This is a genomic window from Sinomonas atrocyanea, assembly GCF_001577305.1.
Classification (GTDB): domain Bacteria; phylum Actinomycetota; class Actinomycetes; order Actinomycetales; family Micrococcaceae; genus Sinomonas; species Sinomonas atrocyanea.
In genome coordinates, this window is the sequence record NZ_CP014518.1 from 3312177 (window position 1) to 3329039 (window position 16863).

The following is a 16863-nucleotide window of genomic DNA, read 5'->3' on the forward strand; positions in this document are numbered from 1 at the left end:
CATGATCGAGACCATGACGAACGAGACGAGCCCGACTGCCGACACGCAGTATCCGGAGTCCCTGGGCTTCGGCTTCGCGGAGCTCGTCGCCCTCCTCCAGATGGCGCCGGGCGAGGGCACGGAGGCAAGCGCGGAGGCCCTGCGCCTGACCGAGGAGGTCAAGGACGTGCGCTGCGTCTCCGCTGGCGCCTCATCCCTCGTGGCCCGCGGCCTGGCCACAGCGTCCGAGGACGGCGAACTCTCCATCTCCGGTCCTGTCGCGGCCACCGCGCACACACTCGGCACGGCCCACCGGTGGGTCGAGATCACCCTCCTGGCCCCCGACCGCAACGACCACGTGTTCACCGTCGACGGGGCCGAGTACTCGATCCTGCTCCAGCCGAGGGCCCAGTACAGCTGGTTCGTCATGGCCAGGAACCCCACGCTGGGGCTCGCTGAAGGGGACTTCTCCATCGCCAAGGCGCATCTGGCGAGCCGTGCCCAGGCGGGGGTCTCGTTCCTCAACCGCAGCGACCCGGACCACATGCTGCTCCTGCGGCGTGCGGACGAGCCCGAGCGCTACATCGTCGGGCTCCTCGCGGCCGGCGCAGAGCAGGCGGACGAGTCCGGCCCGCTGGACGAGTCCCAGGTGGTGGCCCGCCTCCGCGAATTCCGGGGCGACGCCGCGTGACGGCCGATCCCGCCCGCGCGGCCCGGGACGAGGCCGCGATCGCCGAGTTCCGCCGCCTCCGCGACGCCGGCGACCGCCGCATCCTGCACCGCTCCGTGGACGGCGAGCTCGTCCTGTACAGGCCCGATGAGCTCGGCTTCCGCCGGAGCGGACCCGCCAACACGATCCGCACCCGTCGCGGGGCCCTGGCGCTCGCGGTCGGCACGGGCATCCTGTGCGCGGTGTGCCTCATCGCGGGTGCCGTCGTGGCCGCGGCAGGCGGACCGGGAGCCGCCATCGCCGTGCCCGGCCTGCTCTTCGGCGCCGTCGCAGCGTGGGCGGCGATCCTTGGCGCCCGCGAACGCCGCGCCGAGGGGGTACGTGCCTCCCGCGGCGTGCCCGAGCCGTCCACCGGGCCCGGTTCCTGATCCTGCCCCGGCCCGCCCGGTGGTCCCCTGGCCGCGGGCGGCGGCGCCCGGCGTCGTCCGCGGCGCAGGGCCGAGGTGAGGCGGACGCCACAGCGGCCCACCGCGCTGCGCTCTAGAATGGTCCCCATGACTTCTTCGGTAGGCTTCGTCGGCTGGCGTGGCATGGTCGGCTCCGTCCTGATGGAGCGCATGCAGGATGAGGGCGACTTCGCCTCGATCGATCCGGTGTTCTTCTCGACGTCCAACGCGGGCGGCGCCGCCCCCGCCTTCGCCGAGGGCGCCGGCGCCCTCCAGGACGCGTACGACCTCGAGGCGCTGAAGAAGCTGCCCATCATCGTCACCGCGCAGGGCGGCGACTACACCAAGCAGGTCCACCCGCAGCTGCGCGCCGCGGGGTGGGACGGCCTCTGGATCGACGCGGCGTCGACGCTGCGGATGAACGAGGACTCGATCATCGTCCTCGACCCGGTGAACCGGAGCGTGATCGACGAGGGCCTCGCCTCGGGCGTGAAGGACTTCGTGGGCGGCAACTGCACCGTCTCCTGCATGCTCATGGGGCTCGGCGGCCTGTTCCGCAACAACCTCGTCGAATGGGGCACGTCGATGACGTACCAGGCCGCCTCCGGCGGCGGGGCGCGGCACATGCGCGAGCTCCTCACCCAGTTCGGCACCCTCAACGGTGCGGTGGCCGCGGAACTGTCCGACCCGGCGTCCGCCATCCTCGAGATCGACCGGAAGGTGCTCGCGGCCCAGCGCGGCGGCGTCGACGCGACCCAGTTCGGGGTGCCGCTCGCGGGCTCGCTCATCCCGTGGATCGACGCCGACCTCGGCAACGGCCAGTCCAAGGAGGAGTGGAAGGCCGGGGTCGAGACCAACAAGATCCTCGGCACCGCTGCCGGGGCCGCGATCGAGCCCGTGATCATGGACGGCCTCTGCGTGCGGATCGGCGCCATGCGCTCGCACTCCCAGGCGCTCACCCTCAAGCTCCGCGAGGACCTCTCCGTGGCGGAGATCGAGCGGATCATCGACGCGGACAACGAGTGGGCGCACGTGGTGCCCAACGAGAAGCAGGCCTCGATGGACCAGCTGACCCCGGTGGCCGCGTCCGGCACCCTCGACATCCCTGTGGGCCGCATCCGCAAGCTCGAGATGGGCCCCCAGTACATCTCCGCCTTCACGGTGGGCGACCAGCTCCTCTGGGGCGCGGCCGAGCCGCTGCGCCGCATGCTCAAGATCGCCACCGGGACGCTCTGACTTTATCGGCCGTCGCCGGCTGGGTTCCGGTTCCGGCGAGGCGACCGGCTGACAAGGGCGGCCCTGGACCGCATGTACGGCCCCGCTCCGGGCCGCTCATGCGGTCAAGGGCCGCCCTTTCCGCTGTGGTGGCTCGCGCATTGTCCTCGGGCCGCTGGCTCCTGCGCGGCCTGGCGGGGTGCCGTGGCTAGGCGGTGCGCCTCCGAGCCCGGGCGATCGCCGCCTCGAGCCGCCGCCGGACCTCTTCCGGCCTCTCGAGGTCGGACCAGCTCAGACGCACAAAGATCCACCCCTGCTCCATGAGCAGGTTCTCGCGGCGGCGCTCGGCCAGCAGGACCTGCGGCGTGGGGGCGTAGTCCATGTACTTCCCCTCGCCGTCGAACTCGATGATGATCCTGAGCTCGATCCACGCGAAGTCCACACGATGTGGGCCTTCGCCCGTCATGAGCCGGAGCTGCGCCACGGGTCGGGCGAAGCCCAGCCGCTCGATCAGCACGCGGGTGCGCGACTCCCCGACCGACTCCGTCTTGGGTTCCAATGCCTCGAGCACAGCGAGGGCCTGCCGCCGCCCCCGCGGTGAGCCGTTCACGATGGCCTCACGGATTTCCTCCCGGGACACTCCGCTGAGAAGCGCGCTGTCCCCGACGACCACAGCCTCCTCGAATGGCAGCAGCCGCGCGCAGTCTGCCGCGGTCCGGGGCTTCGAAGTCACCCTGAGCCGGCGACCACGGCGGATCGCGACAACCACATCCTTCTCGTCCAGGTCGAGTCGGTGGGAGCGCGTGTCGGCGCCCCGACTCGTCGTGGAGCCCGCGTATTCCGTGGCCACATGCACGAGCGGACCGGAGTTCCACACCGAAAGCCCATGGATGATCGCCGCGCTGCCCAGACAGTAGACGGATGCCCCGCCGGTCCCCTCGACGTGGGCGTCGATCCGGGCGGCGTCCTTCTCCCACGGCGGCAGGGCGGCCCATCGCCGCGCGAGGATGTACGCCCCGCGGCGAAGCCGCACGAGCGCCCCGGCCCGGACGGCCTGCGTCAGCAGACGATCGTCAAGCCCAGCATTCCGGAGGGTCGCGGTGGAGGCCACCTCCGTGCGCGGCCACTTCGGGGCGATCAGCAGTTCTGCAGCGCGCTTGTCCATGGGCCGATCCTCGCCCGCTGGCGACGAGCGGGGCAACGCGCCCCGGCTCAGCTGTGGATAACCGCGCGGTCCCGGACGCGGAGGGAGTGCGGCAGGCGTGCTGAGCGATGAGATGGGCTGCCCTGCCCCGCACCAGCGGCCGGGGTCGGGGCCGCTCGTGCGGGTCGGGGCCGCTCGTGCGGGCGGGGCCGCTCCACCCCGACGACCGCCCCGCCCCCGGCGGGATGGACGGTGAGGCGCGGGCGGCCTGACGCGGAGGCGCGGGCGGCCCGGCGGTGCGGCGCCCGGGGCCTGACGCGGCTACCCAGCCCAGTAGGACTCGATGCGGGCCACCGCCCTGGCCAGCGCCGCCGAGGCTGCCGGGCCGAGGTCCTCGAACAGCTCCGGCTCCACCCGGGGTGCCGTGGGCCGGCCGCCCTTGGTCCACGTTCCCACCGCCCGGCCGCCCACCGTGACCATGGCCTTGAAGAGTCCGTTCGTGCCGGGGACCAGCCGCTGCAGATACGGGTCCGGGATCGCCACGGAACGGTCCGGGTAGCCGATCGCCAGCTCGTCGAAGCCGGGCACCGCGGCCACGGCGCGGGCCCCGGTCCGGGAGCCTGCGAGCGCGGCGACCTCCTGGCTGCAGAAGAGGGTGCGGCCGGCGTGCTCCGCTGCGGCGGCCCGGGAAGCCGCCGCTCGGAAGGGACCGCGCACCCGCCCGACCGGCTGCCCGATCCACCAGGCGAAGTCCCGCTCGTCCACCGGCCCGTGCGAGGCGATGTACCGCTCAGCGAGGTGCTCGAGCGCGTCGTCCCCCGCGAGGCCGGGGCCGGGCGGCAGCCACTCGTCGGCGAGCCGGAACTCCTGCTGCCGTCCGCGCAGGGGCCCCTGCACTAGCACCATGCGGTGACTGAGGATCGAGATCAGGTGGATGCCGCGCTGGGCGCCGCTGGGCTGCCCGGCCGCCTCGAAGGCCTCGAACAGTTCGGCCCGGGTCAGGCCCACGCCGCCCGCAAGCCTGTCCTCTGCGACCTTGCGGACCACGGCGACGTCCTCCTCGCTGATCCCGAGGTTCCGGTGGCGCGACGAGGCCGCACGCATGACGCGCTCGTGCGCGAGACCGACGAACGTCCGTGCGTCCTCCGCCGCCACGGTGAACAACGTGCCCCGCATGGTCCAGGTGCGCACGATCGAGCCGTTCGCCAGCGCGCCGGCCACCTCGGACGCTGCGCAGGTCCTCGTCCTGAGGCCGATCGCCAGGAGCCCTGACTGGAGATCCTGGCTCTGCAGGGCTCCCATCCGGCGCACCGCGGCGGCCGGATCGGCCGCCGGCGCGAGCAGGTCCCCTGCCGAGCCGAGCGGAAGCAGCCCCTGCGCGGCGAGCCTGAGGCGCGCCACCGCCGTCGTGCGCAGCCCGTGCGGCACCCCGGAAGACTCCATGCGTCCATGATCGCCCGGGGTGCGGACAGGAGGAGTCCTCTGCGCGCCCGCATTCTGAGGGTCACCTTCTGGGAGTCACATCGGGTGACTCCCAGAAGGTGACCTTCAGAAGGTGACCTCCAGAAGATGACCTCCAGAAGGTGACTTTCAGACGGGGCGGGGTCAGCGCTCGAGGAGCAGCGCGTCGCCCTGTCCCCCGCCGCCGCACAGCGCCACGGCGGCGCGTCCGGAACCGCGGCGCAGCAGCTCGTGCACGGCCGTGACCACCACGCGCGCGCCGGAGGCGCCGATCGGGTGCCCGATCGCGATCGCCCCGCCGTTGACGTTCACGCGGTCCATCGGCACACCCAGCAGGCCCGCGGAGTGCGCGGCGACCGAGGCGAACGCCTCGTTGATCTCCACGAGGTCCAGCTCGTCCGCGGACCAGCCCTCCCGCTCGAGCGCGGCGGAGATGGCCTTGGCCGGCTTGTCCGGGAGCGTGGTGTCCGGCCCGGCGATCTGGCCGTGCGCACGCACGACGGCGAGCACCTCCAGCCCGCGGCGCTCGGCTTCGGCGCGGGTCGTCAGCACGAGCGCCGAGGCCCCGTCGGAGATGGGCGAGGCGTTCCCCGCGGTGACGGTCCCGTCCGGGGAGAAGGCGGGCCGCAGCTTCGCGAGGGTCTTGGGGGTCGAGCCGGGCCGGATGCCCTCGTCCTCGGCCACCTCGAGCACCGCGCCCTTGCGCTGCGGGACCTTGACGGGCACGATCTCTTCCGCCCACAGCCCGGCGGCGGCCGCGGCGCCGGCCCGGACGTGGGAGGCCGACGCGACGGCGTCCGCCTCGTCCCGGGTGAGCCCGAGGGCGGCGTTGGCCCGGTCGGTCGCGAGCCCCATGGCCTCGTGGTCGAACGCGTCGGTGAGGCCGTCGTGGGCGGTGGCGTCGATGAGCTCCATCGAGCCGTAGGCGGTCCCGGCCCGGGTGCCGGCCAGCAGGCGCGGGGCCTGGCTCATGGACTCCTGGCCGCCGGCCACGACGATCCGCGCGTCGCCGAGCCGCAGCATGCGGGCGGCCTCGATCACGGCGGAGAGCCCGGAGAGGCAGACCTTGTTGACCGTGGCCGCGGGCGCGGTGAGCGGGATGCCGGCCGCGGCGGCGGACTGCCGGGCGGGGTTCTGGCCCGCTCCGGCCTGCAGGACCTGGCCCATGACCACGGCGTCGACGTCCTCGGCGGCGACTCCGGCGCGCCCGAGCGCCCCGGCGATCGCGGTGCCGCCGAGCTCCACCGCCGTCAGCGCGGCGAGCTGGCCGAGCAGCTTCCCCTGGGGCGAGCGGGCGGCGCCGACGATGACCACGTCCTCGGGTCGGGCTGGGCGGCTCTGCGTGTTCTCGTTCATCGTGCTCCTTCCGCCGCGGCGAGGGCGCGCAGCTCGTGCTTGAGGGTCTTGCCGGTGGAGGTCTTGGGCAGTTCGTCGGTGAAGTGGATCTCGCGAGGGACCTTGAACCCGGCGAGGAGACCGCGGACGTGTCCGGAGAGCTCCTCGGCGGTCAGCGCCGAGCCGCTGGCCCGGACCACGAACGCCACGGGCCGCTCGCCCCAGCGCGGGTCCGGCATGCCGATCACGGCGGCATCGAGCACGTCGGGATGGGACACGACGGCCTGCTCGACCTCGATCGTGGAGATGTTCTCGCCGCCGGAGATCACGATGTCCTTGGCGCGGTCCTTGAGCTGGATGTACCCGTCGGGGTGCATGACACCGAGGTCGCCGGTGTGGAACCAGCCGCCCGCGAACGCGCGCTCAGTGGCGTCGGGGTCCTTGAAGTAGCCGAGCATGACGTTGTTGCCGCGCAGCACGATCTCGCCGAGCGTCGCCCCGTCCGCGGGCACGTCCCGCAACTCGCCCGGGGTCCCGACCTCGACGATCCGCGCCGCCTCGGCCTGGACCATGCCCACGCCCTGCCGGGAGAGCCTGGCCGCCCTCTCGTCCGCGTCCAGGGCGCCCCACGCGTCCTGGTACTCGCAGATCGTGTAGGGCCCGTACACCTCGGTGAGCCCGTACACGTGCACCACGCGCACGCCCAGGTCACCGAGCCGCCGGATGATCGTGGGCGAGGGCGGGGCGCCCGCCGTCGTGATCCGCAGCGGGGCGGCTCCCCGGCCCGAGAGCGGGTGCGCCTGCTCGGCGTCGGCGATGATCGAGCAGACGGTGGGGGCCCCGCACAGGTGGGTCACGCCGTCGTCGAGCGCGGCCCAGACCGGCTCGGGCCGGACGGCGCGCAGGCACACGTGGGTGCCTGCCGCAACGGTGACGGCCCAGGGCGTGCACCAGCCGTTGCAGTGGAACATCGGCAGAGTCCACAGGTAGCGGGTGGCGCCGTCGAAGCCCTGGTGGTGCGCCTCCCCGAGGGCGTTGAGGTAGGCGCCGCGGTGCGAGTAGAGCACGCCCTTGGGCCTGCCCGTGGTGCCCGACGTGTAGTTGAGGGTGATGGGCGCCTGCTCGTCGTCGACGCCCCACGGCAGGTCCGGCCCGTCCGGTGCGCCCGCGAGGAGGTCGGCGTACAGCTCGCGCCCGCCGCTGCCGTCCTCACCTGCCCGGCGCACGACGCCGGCCGCCTCCTCGTGCGCGCCCGGCACCTCGGCGTCGGGCACCACGACGACCGGCACCTCGGCGGCCGGCCCGCCCAGGCCCGCGACGCCGTCGACGGTCGGGAGCAGTTCCGTGTCCGCGAACAGGAGCACCGCCTCGGAGTGCTCGAGGATGTACTTCACCTCGTGGGCGGCGAGGCGCGTGTTGAGCGCCACGAGGACGCCGCCGGCGAGCGGCACCGCGAAGTGCGCGATGAGCAGCTCCGGGACGTTGGGGGCGAGGAACGCGACCCGGTCGCCGGGCTGGATCCGTGCCCGGAGAGCCTGGGCGAGGCGCTGCGCCTCGGCGCCGAACTCGGCGTAGGTGTAGCGGCGGGCGCCGTGCTCGATCGCGGTCCTGGCGGGGAAGACTGCGGCGGACCGCTCGAGGAAGCGCAGGGGGCTCAGCGCTGAGTAGTTGGCCTGCATCGGTGTCCTCCTCCGGATCAGGCGAACGCGCCCACGCCGGTGACGTCCCGGCCGATCAGAAGGGCCTGGACGCTCTCGGTGCCCTCGTACGTGTGGATCGACTCGATGTCCATCATGTGCCGCACCACGTGGTTCTCAAGCAGGATGCCGTTGCCGCCGAGCAGGTCGCGCGCGGTCTGGGCGATGAAGCGGGCCTTGCGGGTGTTGTGGTACTTCGCCATGGACGCCTGCGTGGGCCGCATCTGGCCCGCGGCGTCGAGCCGGGCGAGGTGGACGCAGTGCAGCTGCATGCTCGTCAGCTCGGCGAGCATCTGGGAGAGCCGGTCCTGGACGAGCTGGAACTTAGCGAGCGGCTTGCCGAACTGGACGCGCTGGCCGGCGTAGTTCACGGCGGCCTCGTAGGCCGCGGTCGCGTGGCCGAGCGCGGACCAGGCCACGCCGAGGCGGGTCGCGACGAGGACCTTCGAGGTGTCCTTGAACGTCTTCGCCCCCGGGAGGACGTTGTCCTGGGGGATGCGCACGCCCTCCAGGCGGATGCGGGCCTGGTGGATCGCGCGCAGCGATCCCTTGCCCTCGATGACCTCGGCCTCATAGCCGGGGGTGTCCTGCTCGACGAGGAAGCCGCGCACGTTGCCGTCCTCGTCCCGGGCCCACACCACGGTCACGCCGCCGGAGGCGCCGTTGCCGATCCACTTCTTCTCACCGTCCAGGACCCAGTGGTCGCCGTCGAGGCGCGCGGTGGTCTCGAGGCTCACCGAGTCCGAGCCATGGTCCGGCTCGGTGAGCGCGAACGCGCCGAGCTCCTCGCCGCGGGCGAGGGGCCCGAGCCAGCGCTCCTTCTGCTCCGCCGAGCCGTGGTAGGCGATCGAGCGGAGGGCCAGGCCGCCCTGGACGGCCACGACCGTGCCCAGGGAGCCGTCGGCGCGGGAGATCTCCATGTTCACGAGCCCGGCGGCGAGCGGGCTCATGGGCTCCAGGCCCGGGACCTCGATGCCGTCGGCGAGCAGGTTCAGCTCCCCCATGCGCTTGACGAGGTGCAGCGGGTACTCGGCGCGGTCCCAGTACTCGTTCATCTGGGGCAGGGCCTCGTCGCTGAACGCGCGGGCACGGGCCCAGTGGGCCCGGTCCTCGTCGCTGAGGGTGCCGAAGGCGGAGAACACCGCGTAGTAGTCGGTGTCGAGGGCTGCGGAGACGTCGTAGTCGGGCATGGGGGTCCTTCGAGTCAGGGCGTGGATCAGGGGCGGATCAGCGGGCGGGTGTGGCCAGCAGCGGGGTGAGGCCGCCGGCGGGGTAGTTGGCGCCGAGGACCATGCACCGGTCGATGTCCTCGGCGGAGTCGACGATGCCCTCGGCCAGCATGAGCTCGACTTCCTCGGTGAGGGCGGCGCGGACGCGCTCGAGGATCCGGGCGCCGTCGACGGGCTCCCGGGCGGCGCCGGCGCGGGCGGGGGCCGCCGTCGGCAGGAGGGCGGCCGCCTCGGGTGCGAGCCCGCCGTCGTCCGCGAGGAGGCGGCGCACGCCGGCCTCCGCGAGGGCGGCGAGCCACGGCGAGAGCGGGAACCGCCCCGGGTAGGCGCGGTGCATCGTGGCACAGATGTGCTGCTGCACGGCGGTGCCGATGTAGTCGATGAGGGTCAGCGGGGTCATCGGCAGGCCCCACGGGGCGAGGGCGCGGTCGACGGCGAGCGGGTCGCCTCCCGCGGCCGCGGTCGCCTCGACCTCGGCCAGGACCTCGGCGAAGAGCCGGGTCAGGAGGCGGTTGACCACGAAGCCCGGCGCGTCCGCGACGGGCACGGCGGTCTTGCCGAGCGCCGCCGCGAGCTGCGCGGCGGCGGACACCGCGTCCTCGGAGGCCACCGGGGTGCGGACGAGCTCGAGCAGGGGCAGGACCGCAACGGGGTTGAAGAAGTGGAAGCCCACCACGCGTTCGGGGTGCGCGAGGCCCTCGGCCATGGCCTCGACCGAGAGCGAGGACGTGTTCGTCAGCAGGAGGGCGTCCGGTGCGATCGCGGCCTCGGCGGCGGCGAAGACCGAGCGCTTCACCGCGAGCTCCTCGAACACGGCTTCGATCACGGCGTCGCAGCCGGCGAAGTCGGCGGGGTCGGTGGTGCCCGTGATGAGGGCGGCGATCTCGGCGGCCTCGCCGGGGGCGAGCCGGCGCTTGGCCTCGGCACGGTCGAGCCGGGCGCGGATGCCCACGCGGGCGGCCTCGACGCGCTCCGCGGACAGGTCGCTCATCGTCACCGGGACCCTCAGCTGCTGGGCGAAGAGCGTGGCGAGCTGGCTCGCCATGAGCCCTGCGCCGATGACGCCGACGGCGCGGACCCCGCGGGGCGCGGGCGGTGCGGCAGGGGCGGGCGAGGAGGCGGTGGTGTGGGGCACGCCACCATGTAATCGTGAAACTCAGTATCAGGTCAAGTGATACGCAGTGTCAGCCTCGGGTGTCGAGGGCTTCCTGGATCCTCCGGGCGATGTCCGCCGGGGCCGCCGAGCGGGGGAAGACGGCGACGACCATGTCGTCCGGCCGCGGCCCGGGGCGCTCCCCGGCACCGCCGGCGACCTCCGCGCCGCCGGCGGCCGGCCCGGCGTCGTCCGCAGAGGCCGCGGAGGCCTCGGCGGGGGCGACGCCGTAGAGGCGGCGCACGGCGTCCAGCTCGGTCCGCAGCCGGGCGGCGTCGAATCCGGGCTCGCCGCGCATGAGCCCACGCAGGCAGTAGTTGTGGGTGGCGATGACGGTCGAGGCGAAGCGGACCGCGTCGAGGGGTGCGATGCCGGGCACGGCACCGCGGAGGTAGCGCTGGAAGAGCCGTTCGTAGCGGAACGTGGTCACGAGCTCCTTGTCGCGCAGGCCCGGCTCCTGGTTGACCACGCGGTAGCGCAGCTGTGCCAGATCCCCGAGCCCCGCGAAGTGCTCGAACACGAGGCCCGCCGCGCGGCACACCGCCTCCCACGGGTCCTCGTGGGCCTCGGCGAGGAAGGCCTCGGCCTGTTCCAGGAGCGTGTCATGGTCGGCGAAGACCACGTCCTCCTTGGAGCGGAACTGGCGGAAGAACGTGCTCCGGGACAGGCCCGCGGCCGCGGCGATCTGGTCCGCGCTCGTGGCCTCGTAGCCGTGCTCGGCGTAGAGCCGCACGGCGGCCGCGGCGACGTCGAGGCGGCGGCGGGCGGCCTCGCTCACAGCTCGAGCCCGATCAGGAGCGGCTCGTTGTGCAGCTCGATCCCGAAGCGGGCGCGGACGCCGTCGCGCACCTCGCGGGCGAGGGCGAGGAGGTCCTTCGCGGTGGCGTCCCCGCGGTTGGTCAGGGCGAGCGTGTGCTTCGTGGACAGCGAGGCGCGGCCGCCGGCCACGCTGTCCGCCCCGAGGCCGTAGCCCTTGGGGAAGCCGGCGTGCTCGATGAGCCACGCCGCGGAGGTCTTCACGAGCCCCTCGCCGGCCGGGTAGCGCGGGGCCCCCTCGGGCAGGGACGCGGCCTCGGACTCGGCGAGGACGGGGTTGGTGAAGAAGGATCCGGTCGAGTAGGTGTCCCGGTCCGCGGGGTCCAGGACCATGCCCTTGGACGCGCGCAGCCGCAGGACCTCGCGGCGGACGTCGGTCGCGTAGGCGCGCTGGCCCGGCTCGACGCCGAGGGCCCGGGCCAGCTCGGCGTACCGCACGGGGGCGCCCATGCGCCCCAGGGCCAGCTGGAACTCGACCGTGAGGACCACGTACCGGGGCGAGCCGTTGGCGGTGGTCCGCTTGAGCACGGAGTCCCGGTAGCCGAAGGCCAGCTCGGAGGGGACGAAGGTCTTCACGGCGTTCGCCTCGCGGTCCCACGTGCGCACCTGCCAGATGGTCTGCGAGACGTCCTGCCCGTATGCCCCGACGTTCTGCACCGGGGTGGCGCCCGTGGAGCCCGGGATGCCGGAGAGGGCCTCGATCCCGCTCCACGCGTGGTGCACCGCGTGGTCCACGAGCGCGTCCCACGGGTGGCCCGCCTGGACCCTGACGGACACTCCCCCGCAGGTGTCCGCGGAGTTGACCTCGAGCCCCTCGGAGCCGATCTTCAGCACGGTGCCGGGGTAGCCGTCGTCGGAGACGAGGAGGTTCGAGCCGCCGGCGATGATGAGCAGCGGCTCCCCCGCGGAGTCGGCGGTGCGCACGGCGTCGATGATCTCGGCCTCGCTGTGAGCTTCCTCGAAGCGCGCGGCCGGGCCGCCCACGGCGGAGGTGGTCAGGGAGGACAGGAGGGTCTGGCTCACCCGTCCAGCTTAGTCACACGGCAGGCTTGGCCCGGCGGGCGGCCTGTCCCGCGAGGGCCACACTGACGACGACGAAGAGCAGGACGGTCAGCAGCGAGTAGCGCACGCCGGTGAACTCGGCCACGAACCCCAGCAGCGGCGGCCCGCACAGGAACGCGCCGTAGCCGATCGTGGAGACCACGGAGACGCGGGCGGCGGCGTGGACGGGATCGTCCGCGGCGGCGGACATCCCCACCGGGAAGCCGAGCGAGGCGCCGAGGCCCCAGACCACGAGCCCGGCGAACGCGAGCCACAGCGCGGGCGCGAGCACGAACAGGGCCAGCCCGATCAGCGCCAGCACCCCGCACGCCCGCAGCGCCGTCACCCGGCCGTGGCGGTTGAGCACCGGGGTGCCGAGGAAGCGGCCCGTGGCCATCGCGCAGACGAACACGCTGTACCCCACGGCGCCCTCGGCCTGGGAGACGCCGTAGCCGTCCGCGAGCGCGAGCGCGACCCAGTCGCCCGCGGCGCCCTCGGCCAGCGCGAGGCCGAGGACCATCACGCCCAGCAGCACGGTGCGGCGGTCGCGCCAGGCCGCCGCGACCTGGGCGCGGCCGCCCGGGCCCGCGTTTCCGGCGTTTCCGGCGGATCCGCTTCCGTCGGCGCCGCTTCCGTCGGGCCCGGTTCCGCCGGCTTCGGCGGGCGGGGCGAGCACGGACGACGGCGAGGGCTCCCCGGCGGCGGGGATCCCGCCGTCGTGCGCGGTCCCGGCAGCGCGGTCGGCGCGCAGGAAGGTCCCGGCGGTCACGACGGTCCCGGCCACGACCACGCCGGCGGCCCCGAGGTGCCAGGCGAGCGGCACCGCTGCGGCGGCGGCCCACGTGCCCACCACGGCCCCGAGGACGGTGCCCAGGCTGAAGGCGCCGTGCAGCCGGGGCATGATGAACTTCCGCAGCGCCCGCTCGACGGCGGCCCCCTCGACGTTGGACGCGGTGTTCCAGCTCGCCGTCCCGAGGCCGATCACCGCGAACCCCACGGCAGCCGCCACGGGCGAGCGGACCACGGTCGCCCCCAGGCCCAGCGTGAGGAGGCCGGCGCCCACCAGGAGGGAGCCCGCCTGGATGGTGCGGGCGGAGCCGATCCGCAGGACCACAAGGCCCGAGGCCGAGACCGAGGCGAAGGAGGCCAGCGTCATGCACAGCAGGAGCAGGCCGACCCCGGCCGGGCTGAGGCCGAGGTCGGTGCGCAGCGCCGGGACCCGGGAGACCCAGCTCGAGAACGCGACGCCGCTCGCGCCGTACGCGGCGATGACGGCGAGGTGCCAGCGCCGGACCTCGGCGGCCACGGGCGGCGCTGGCGTCCGTGCCGCGGGCAGCCGTGCCACGGGGACGCTCAGGCCAGCCGGACGAGCGCCTGCGCCTTGGTCAGCACCCGCTGGCCGGCGTTGGTGACGGTGAGGTCGATCCGGGCCGTGCGCGCCTCGGGGTCCAGGGCCCCGACGGTCCCGACGACCTCGAGGACCGCGCCGGGCTCCTCGGTGCCGGTCGTGTCCTGGACCGGCACGGGCTTGGTGAAGCGCGTCTGGTAGTCCACCACGGCGCCCGGGTCCCCGGCCCAGTCGACGACGAGCTGGACGGCGGCGCCCATCGTGAACATGCCGTGGGCGATCACGCCCGGCAGCTCGACGGCGACCGCGAAGTCGTTGTTCCAGTGGATCGGGTTGAAGTCCCCCGAGGCCCCGGCGTACCGGACGAGGTCGGCGCGGGTCACGGCGACCTCGCGGCGGCCGATCTCCAGGCCCTTCTCGAGCTGGTCGAACACGGGCATCACGGCAGTGCCGGCCTGCACGCTCTCCTCGGCGCTCACTGGCCCTCTCCCCTCACGAGAATCGACGAGACGGTGGTGGCGACGCTCTCGCCCTCGGCGTCCCCGGAGCCCAGCGCGCGGATCTCGGCGCGGGTGGTGATCATGGCGCCGCCGCCCATCGCGCGGACGGTGTCGACGTGGAGCTCGGCGGTGAGCCGGTCCCCGGCCACGATCGGGCGGTGGTGGGTGAAGCGCTGCTCGGCGTGGACCACCCGGGAGAAGTCGATGCCCGACTCCGGGTCGGCGATGAGCTGGGCGTCCGCCCGCTGGGCCACGATGATCGCGAACGTGGGCGGCGCGACGAGGTCGGCGTGGCCGAGGGCACGCGCGGCGTCGACCTCGTAGTGGGCGGGGTGCCCCGCCTTGACGGCGCGGGCGAACTCGCGGATCTTCTCGCGGGCAACGTCGTACACCTCGGCGGGCGGGTACACGCGACCGGCGAGGTCGGGGTTGATGGCCATAGGGAAAGCCTATCCGGTGGCACCGACGCCCTCCGAGGCTCGCGGTATGATGAATTCATCAATCCATCATCTGGAGGCAGCATGTTCAGCGACCGCGAGGCGCCCCTCTACGAGATCAAGGCGAACCTGTTCAAGGGCCTCGCCCATCCCGCCCGGATCCGCATCCTGGAGATCCTCGCCGGCTCCCCCGGGCAGTCCTGCCCGGTGAGCGAGCTGCTCGAGGGCACCGGACTCGAGGCCTCGCACCTCTCGCAGCACCTTGCGACGCTGCGCCGCCACCGCGTCGTGACGAGCGTCCGCACGGCCAACTCCGTGACGTACTCGCTCGCGCACCCCACGATCGCCGAGCTCCTCGCGATCGCCCGCACCTTCCTCCTCGACACGCTCGCGGAGACCCGCGAGCAGCTCGAGGCCGCCTCCGCCCTCCCCTCGGTCGCGGCGCACGGCGGGGGAACCCGGTGAACGCGCCCGGGGTGCAGCGCTCGGGGCCGGGCGCCCTGGCCAGAGGGCTCGGCACCCTCCGGTCCCTCCTCCCCCAGGCGTCCGACTACACGGGGGTGCGCCGCACCTGGCGCGGGGACCTCGTTGCGGGCCTCACGGTGGGCATCGTGGCCCTCCCGCTCGCGCTCGCCTTCGGGGTGAGCTCGGGGGCAGGCGCCGAGGCTGGGCTCGTGACGGCAATCGTGGCGGGGCTCCTCGCGGCGGTCTTCGGCGGCTCGCATGTGCAGGTCTCCGGCCCGACCGGGGCCATGGTCGTGGTCCTCGCCCCGATCGTGGCGGCCCATGGGGCGGGCGCGGCCGCCCTGCTCTCCGTCCTGGCCGGGATCGTCCTCGTGGCCCTCGGCGCGTCACGGCTCGGCCGGGCGGTCGCCTACATCCCCTGGCCCGTCGTCGAGGGCTTCACGCTCGGGATCGGTGTGATCATCTTCCTCCAGCAGGTTCCCCTCGCCGTGTCCGCCCCCGTCGCCCCCGGACAGAACACGGCGGTGGCGGCGGTCGCCGCCGTGGCCTCCGCCCCGTGGCCCCGCGCCGCGGCGAGCCTCGGCGTCGTCGCGCTCGTCGTCGCCACCACCCTCCTCGTGCCGCGGATCCACCGCAGCCTCCCTGCCAGCCTCCTCGCGATCCTCGCGGCTTCGCTGGGGGCCGGGTTGCTGGGCCTCGAGGTCGAGCGCATCGGCGCCCTGCCGGCCTCGCTCCCGGCCCCGGCCCTGCCCGGCTTCGGCATCTCGGACCTGCCCTCCCTGGCCGGCCCTGCGCTGGCGGTCGCAGCGCTGGCCGCGATCGAGTCGCTCCTCTCGGCGCGGGTCGCCTCCGGGCTCGCCGGTCCCGACGGGCGGACCACCGGACCGTACAACCCCGACCGTGAACTCGTGGGCCAGGGGCTGGCGTCAGTCGCCGCCGGGCTCTTCGGCGGCATGCCGGCCACCGGCGCGATCGCGCGGACGGCAGTGAACGTCCGCTCGGGCGGCAGGTCCCGCACGGCGTCGATCGTCCACGCCCTGGTGCTGCTCGGCATCGTCTACCTGGCAGCCCCGCTCGTCGCCCAGATTCCGCTCGCGGCCCTCGCCGGCGTCCTCATGGTCACGGCCGGGCGCATGGTCTCGGTGGGGACCGCCCGCCGGATCCTCGGCTCGACGCGGCAGGACGCGGTGGCGTTCGTCCTCACGGCCGTCATCACCGTCGCCTTCGACCTCATCGTGGCGATCCAGATCGGGCTCGCCGCTGCGGCCCTGCTCACGCTGCGCCAGTTCGCGAAGCTCGGCAGCGTCCGGCGCGAGCCGATCCCGGGGCCGGCGCACGACGGCGACGAGCACATCGCCGTCTTCCGCCTCGACGGCCTCATGTTCTTCGGCGCGGCGGAGCGGGTGCTCGAGGAGGTCACGCGCACGTCATCGGCCGACGGCGTCGAGGTCGCCGTCCTGCGCCTGTCCCAGCTCCGCTACCTCGACGCGACCGGGGCCCAGACCCTCGTCGAGGCGGTCCGCCGGCTCGAGGCGCGGGGCGTCACGGTGCTCCTCAAGGGGGTGCAGGAGCAGCATCTCGACCTCGTGCGCAGGGTCGGGGTGATCGCCGAGCTGCGGCACCACAGGCATCTCTTCGACTCGCTCGATGACGCCGTGGAGCATGCCCGCAGCCACGTGCGGCGGGCGCGGCTGCCCAGCGCTACTGCTTGAGCCGCCGCTTCGTCTCGCGGACCCGGATGCCGAGCCCGACCATGTGGACGACGAGGCCGACGCCGATCACCGCGATCGAGGGCCACAGGAGCCACGTGACGTGGCCGAGGTTGGCGACGATGCTCAGCACGATCCCGATGCCGAGGAAGGCCATGCCCGAGAACACGACCTTCTTGTAGAGCGGCGAGGCGGTCTCCCAGTAGTCGTTCGGCACG

17 protein-coding genes are annotated in these 16863 nt (G+C 73.9%); 5 read left to right on the top strand and 12 right to left on the bottom strand.

The window, feature by feature from the left end; all coding sequences use genetic code 11:
• Window position 1: 1 nt before the first annotated feature.
• The 3 genes from SA2016_RS15240 to asd all read left to right on the top strand — a co-directional run bounded on the left by SA2016_RS15240 (window position 2) and on the right by asd (window position 2331).
• Window positions 2-670, top strand: a complete 669-nt coding sequence (locus tag SA2016_RS15240; protein ID WP_066499667.1) for a hypothetical protein — start codon at window positions 2-4, stop codon at window positions 668-670.
• A complete protein-coding gene (locus tag SA2016_RS15245) occupies window positions 667-1077 on the top strand; it encodes a hypothetical protein (protein WP_066499670.1) in 411 nt (136 codons plus the stop codon). Before SA2016_RS15240 ends, SA2016_RS15245 begins: the two co-directional genes overlap by 4 nt.
• Before the next feature lie 126 nt (window positions 1078-1203).
• Window positions 1204-2331 (top strand): aspartate-semialdehyde dehydrogenase, encoded by a 1128-nt coding sequence (asd, locus tag SA2016_RS15250; protein WP_084249571.1) that lies wholly within the window; start codon window positions 1204-1206, stop codon window positions 2329-2331.
• A 187-nt stretch (window positions 2332-2518) separates the two neighbouring features.
• Here the strand turns inward: asd and SA2016_RS15255 are convergent, their stop codons facing one another.
• The 11 genes from SA2016_RS15255 to SA2016_RS15305 all read right to left on the bottom strand — a co-directional run bounded on the left by SA2016_RS15255 (window position 2519) and on the right by SA2016_RS15305 (window position 14474).
• A complete protein-coding gene (locus SA2016_RS15255) occupies window positions 2519-3475 on the bottom strand; it encodes a type IV toxin-antitoxin system AbiEi family antitoxin domain-containing protein (protein ID WP_066499674.1) in 957 nt (318 codons plus the stop codon).
• 300 nt (window positions 3476-3775) lie between these two features.
• A complete protein-coding gene (locus SA2016_RS15260; RefSeq protein ID WP_084249572.1) occupies window positions 3776-4897 on the bottom strand; it encodes a winged helix DNA-binding domain-containing protein in 1122 nt (373 codons plus the stop codon).
• A 162-nt stretch (window positions 4898-5059) separates the two neighbouring features.
• Entirely contained in the window at window positions 5060-6271 is a 1212-nt protein-coding gene (locus tag SA2016_RS15265) for an acetyl-CoA C-acetyltransferase (RefSeq protein ID WP_066499677.1), read from the bottom strand.
• Window positions 6268-7929 (bottom strand): AMP-binding protein, encoded by a 1662-nt coding sequence (locus SA2016_RS15270; RefSeq protein WP_066499678.1) that lies wholly within the window; start codon window positions 7927-7929, stop codon window positions 6268-6270. Before SA2016_RS15270 ends, SA2016_RS15265 begins: the two co-directional genes overlap by 4 nt.
• Before the next feature lie 17 nt (window positions 7930-7946).
• A complete protein-coding gene (locus SA2016_RS15275; RefSeq protein ID WP_066499681.1) occupies window positions 7947-9137 on the bottom strand; it encodes an acyl-CoA dehydrogenase family protein in 1191 nt (396 codons plus the stop codon).
• A gap of 37 nt (window positions 9138-9174) precedes the next feature.
• Entirely contained in the window at window positions 9175-10311 is a 1137-nt protein-coding gene (locus SA2016_RS15280; RefSeq protein WP_066499684.1) for a 3-hydroxyacyl-CoA dehydrogenase, read from the bottom strand.
• A gap of 49 nt (window positions 10312-10360) precedes the next feature.
• Entirely contained in the window at window positions 10361-11107 is a 747-nt protein-coding gene (locus SA2016_RS15285) for a TetR/AcrR family transcriptional regulator (RefSeq protein WP_066499687.1), read from the bottom strand.
• Window positions 11104-12168: a UDP-N-acetylmuramate dehydrogenase gene (locus SA2016_RS15290; RefSeq protein ID WP_066499690.1), complete on the bottom strand. Its 1065-nt coding sequence runs from the start codon at window positions 12166-12168 to the stop codon at window positions 11104-11106. The genes SA2016_RS15285 and SA2016_RS15290 overlap by 4 nt, the downstream gene beginning before the upstream one ends.
• Window positions 12169-12181: 13 nt before the next feature.
• A complete protein-coding gene (locus tag SA2016_RS15295; protein WP_066499699.1) occupies window positions 12182-13531 on the bottom strand; it encodes an MFS transporter in 1350 nt (449 codons plus the stop codon).
• Between the two features lie 8 nt (window positions 13532-13539).
• Window positions 13540-13974, bottom strand: coding sequence for a MaoC family dehydratase (locus SA2016_RS15300; RefSeq protein ID WP_066502660.1), 435 nt, complete (start codon window positions 13972-13974; stop codon window positions 13540-13542).
• A 35-nt stretch (window positions 13975-14009) separates the two neighbouring features.
• The gene (locus SA2016_RS15305; RefSeq protein ID WP_066499701.1) at window positions 14010-14474 is read right to left on the bottom strand and encodes an FAS1-like dehydratase domain-containing protein; all 465 of its coding nucleotides are present in this window, start codon (window positions 14472-14474) and stop codon (window positions 14010-14012) included.
• Between the two features lie 81 nt (window positions 14475-14555).
• Here SA2016_RS15305 and SA2016_RS15310 point away from each other — a divergent pair, with 81 nt between their 5' ends.
• Together SA2016_RS15310 and SA2016_RS15315 are read left to right on the top strand one after the other, a co-directional pair.
• Window positions 14556-14936, top strand: a complete 381-nt coding sequence (locus SA2016_RS15310; RefSeq protein WP_066499704.1) for an ArsR/SmtB family transcription factor — start codon at window positions 14556-14558, stop codon at window positions 14934-14936.
• On the top strand, window positions 14933-16648 hold the full coding sequence (locus tag SA2016_RS15315; RefSeq protein ID WP_229710886.1) for a SulP family inorganic anion transporter: 1716 nt from the start codon (window positions 14933-14935) through the stop codon (window positions 16646-16648). The genes SA2016_RS15310 and SA2016_RS15315 overlap by 4 nt, the downstream gene beginning before the upstream one ends.
• Here SA2016_RS15315 and SA2016_RS15320 read toward each other — a convergent pair.
• Window positions 16638-16862: a hypothetical protein gene (locus SA2016_RS15320; RefSeq protein ID WP_066499706.1), complete on the bottom strand. Its 225-nt coding sequence runs from the start codon at window positions 16860-16862 to the stop codon at window positions 16638-16640. The genes SA2016_RS15315 and SA2016_RS15320 overlap by 11 nt on opposite strands.
• Between the last annotated feature and the right edge of the window lies 1 nt (window position 16863).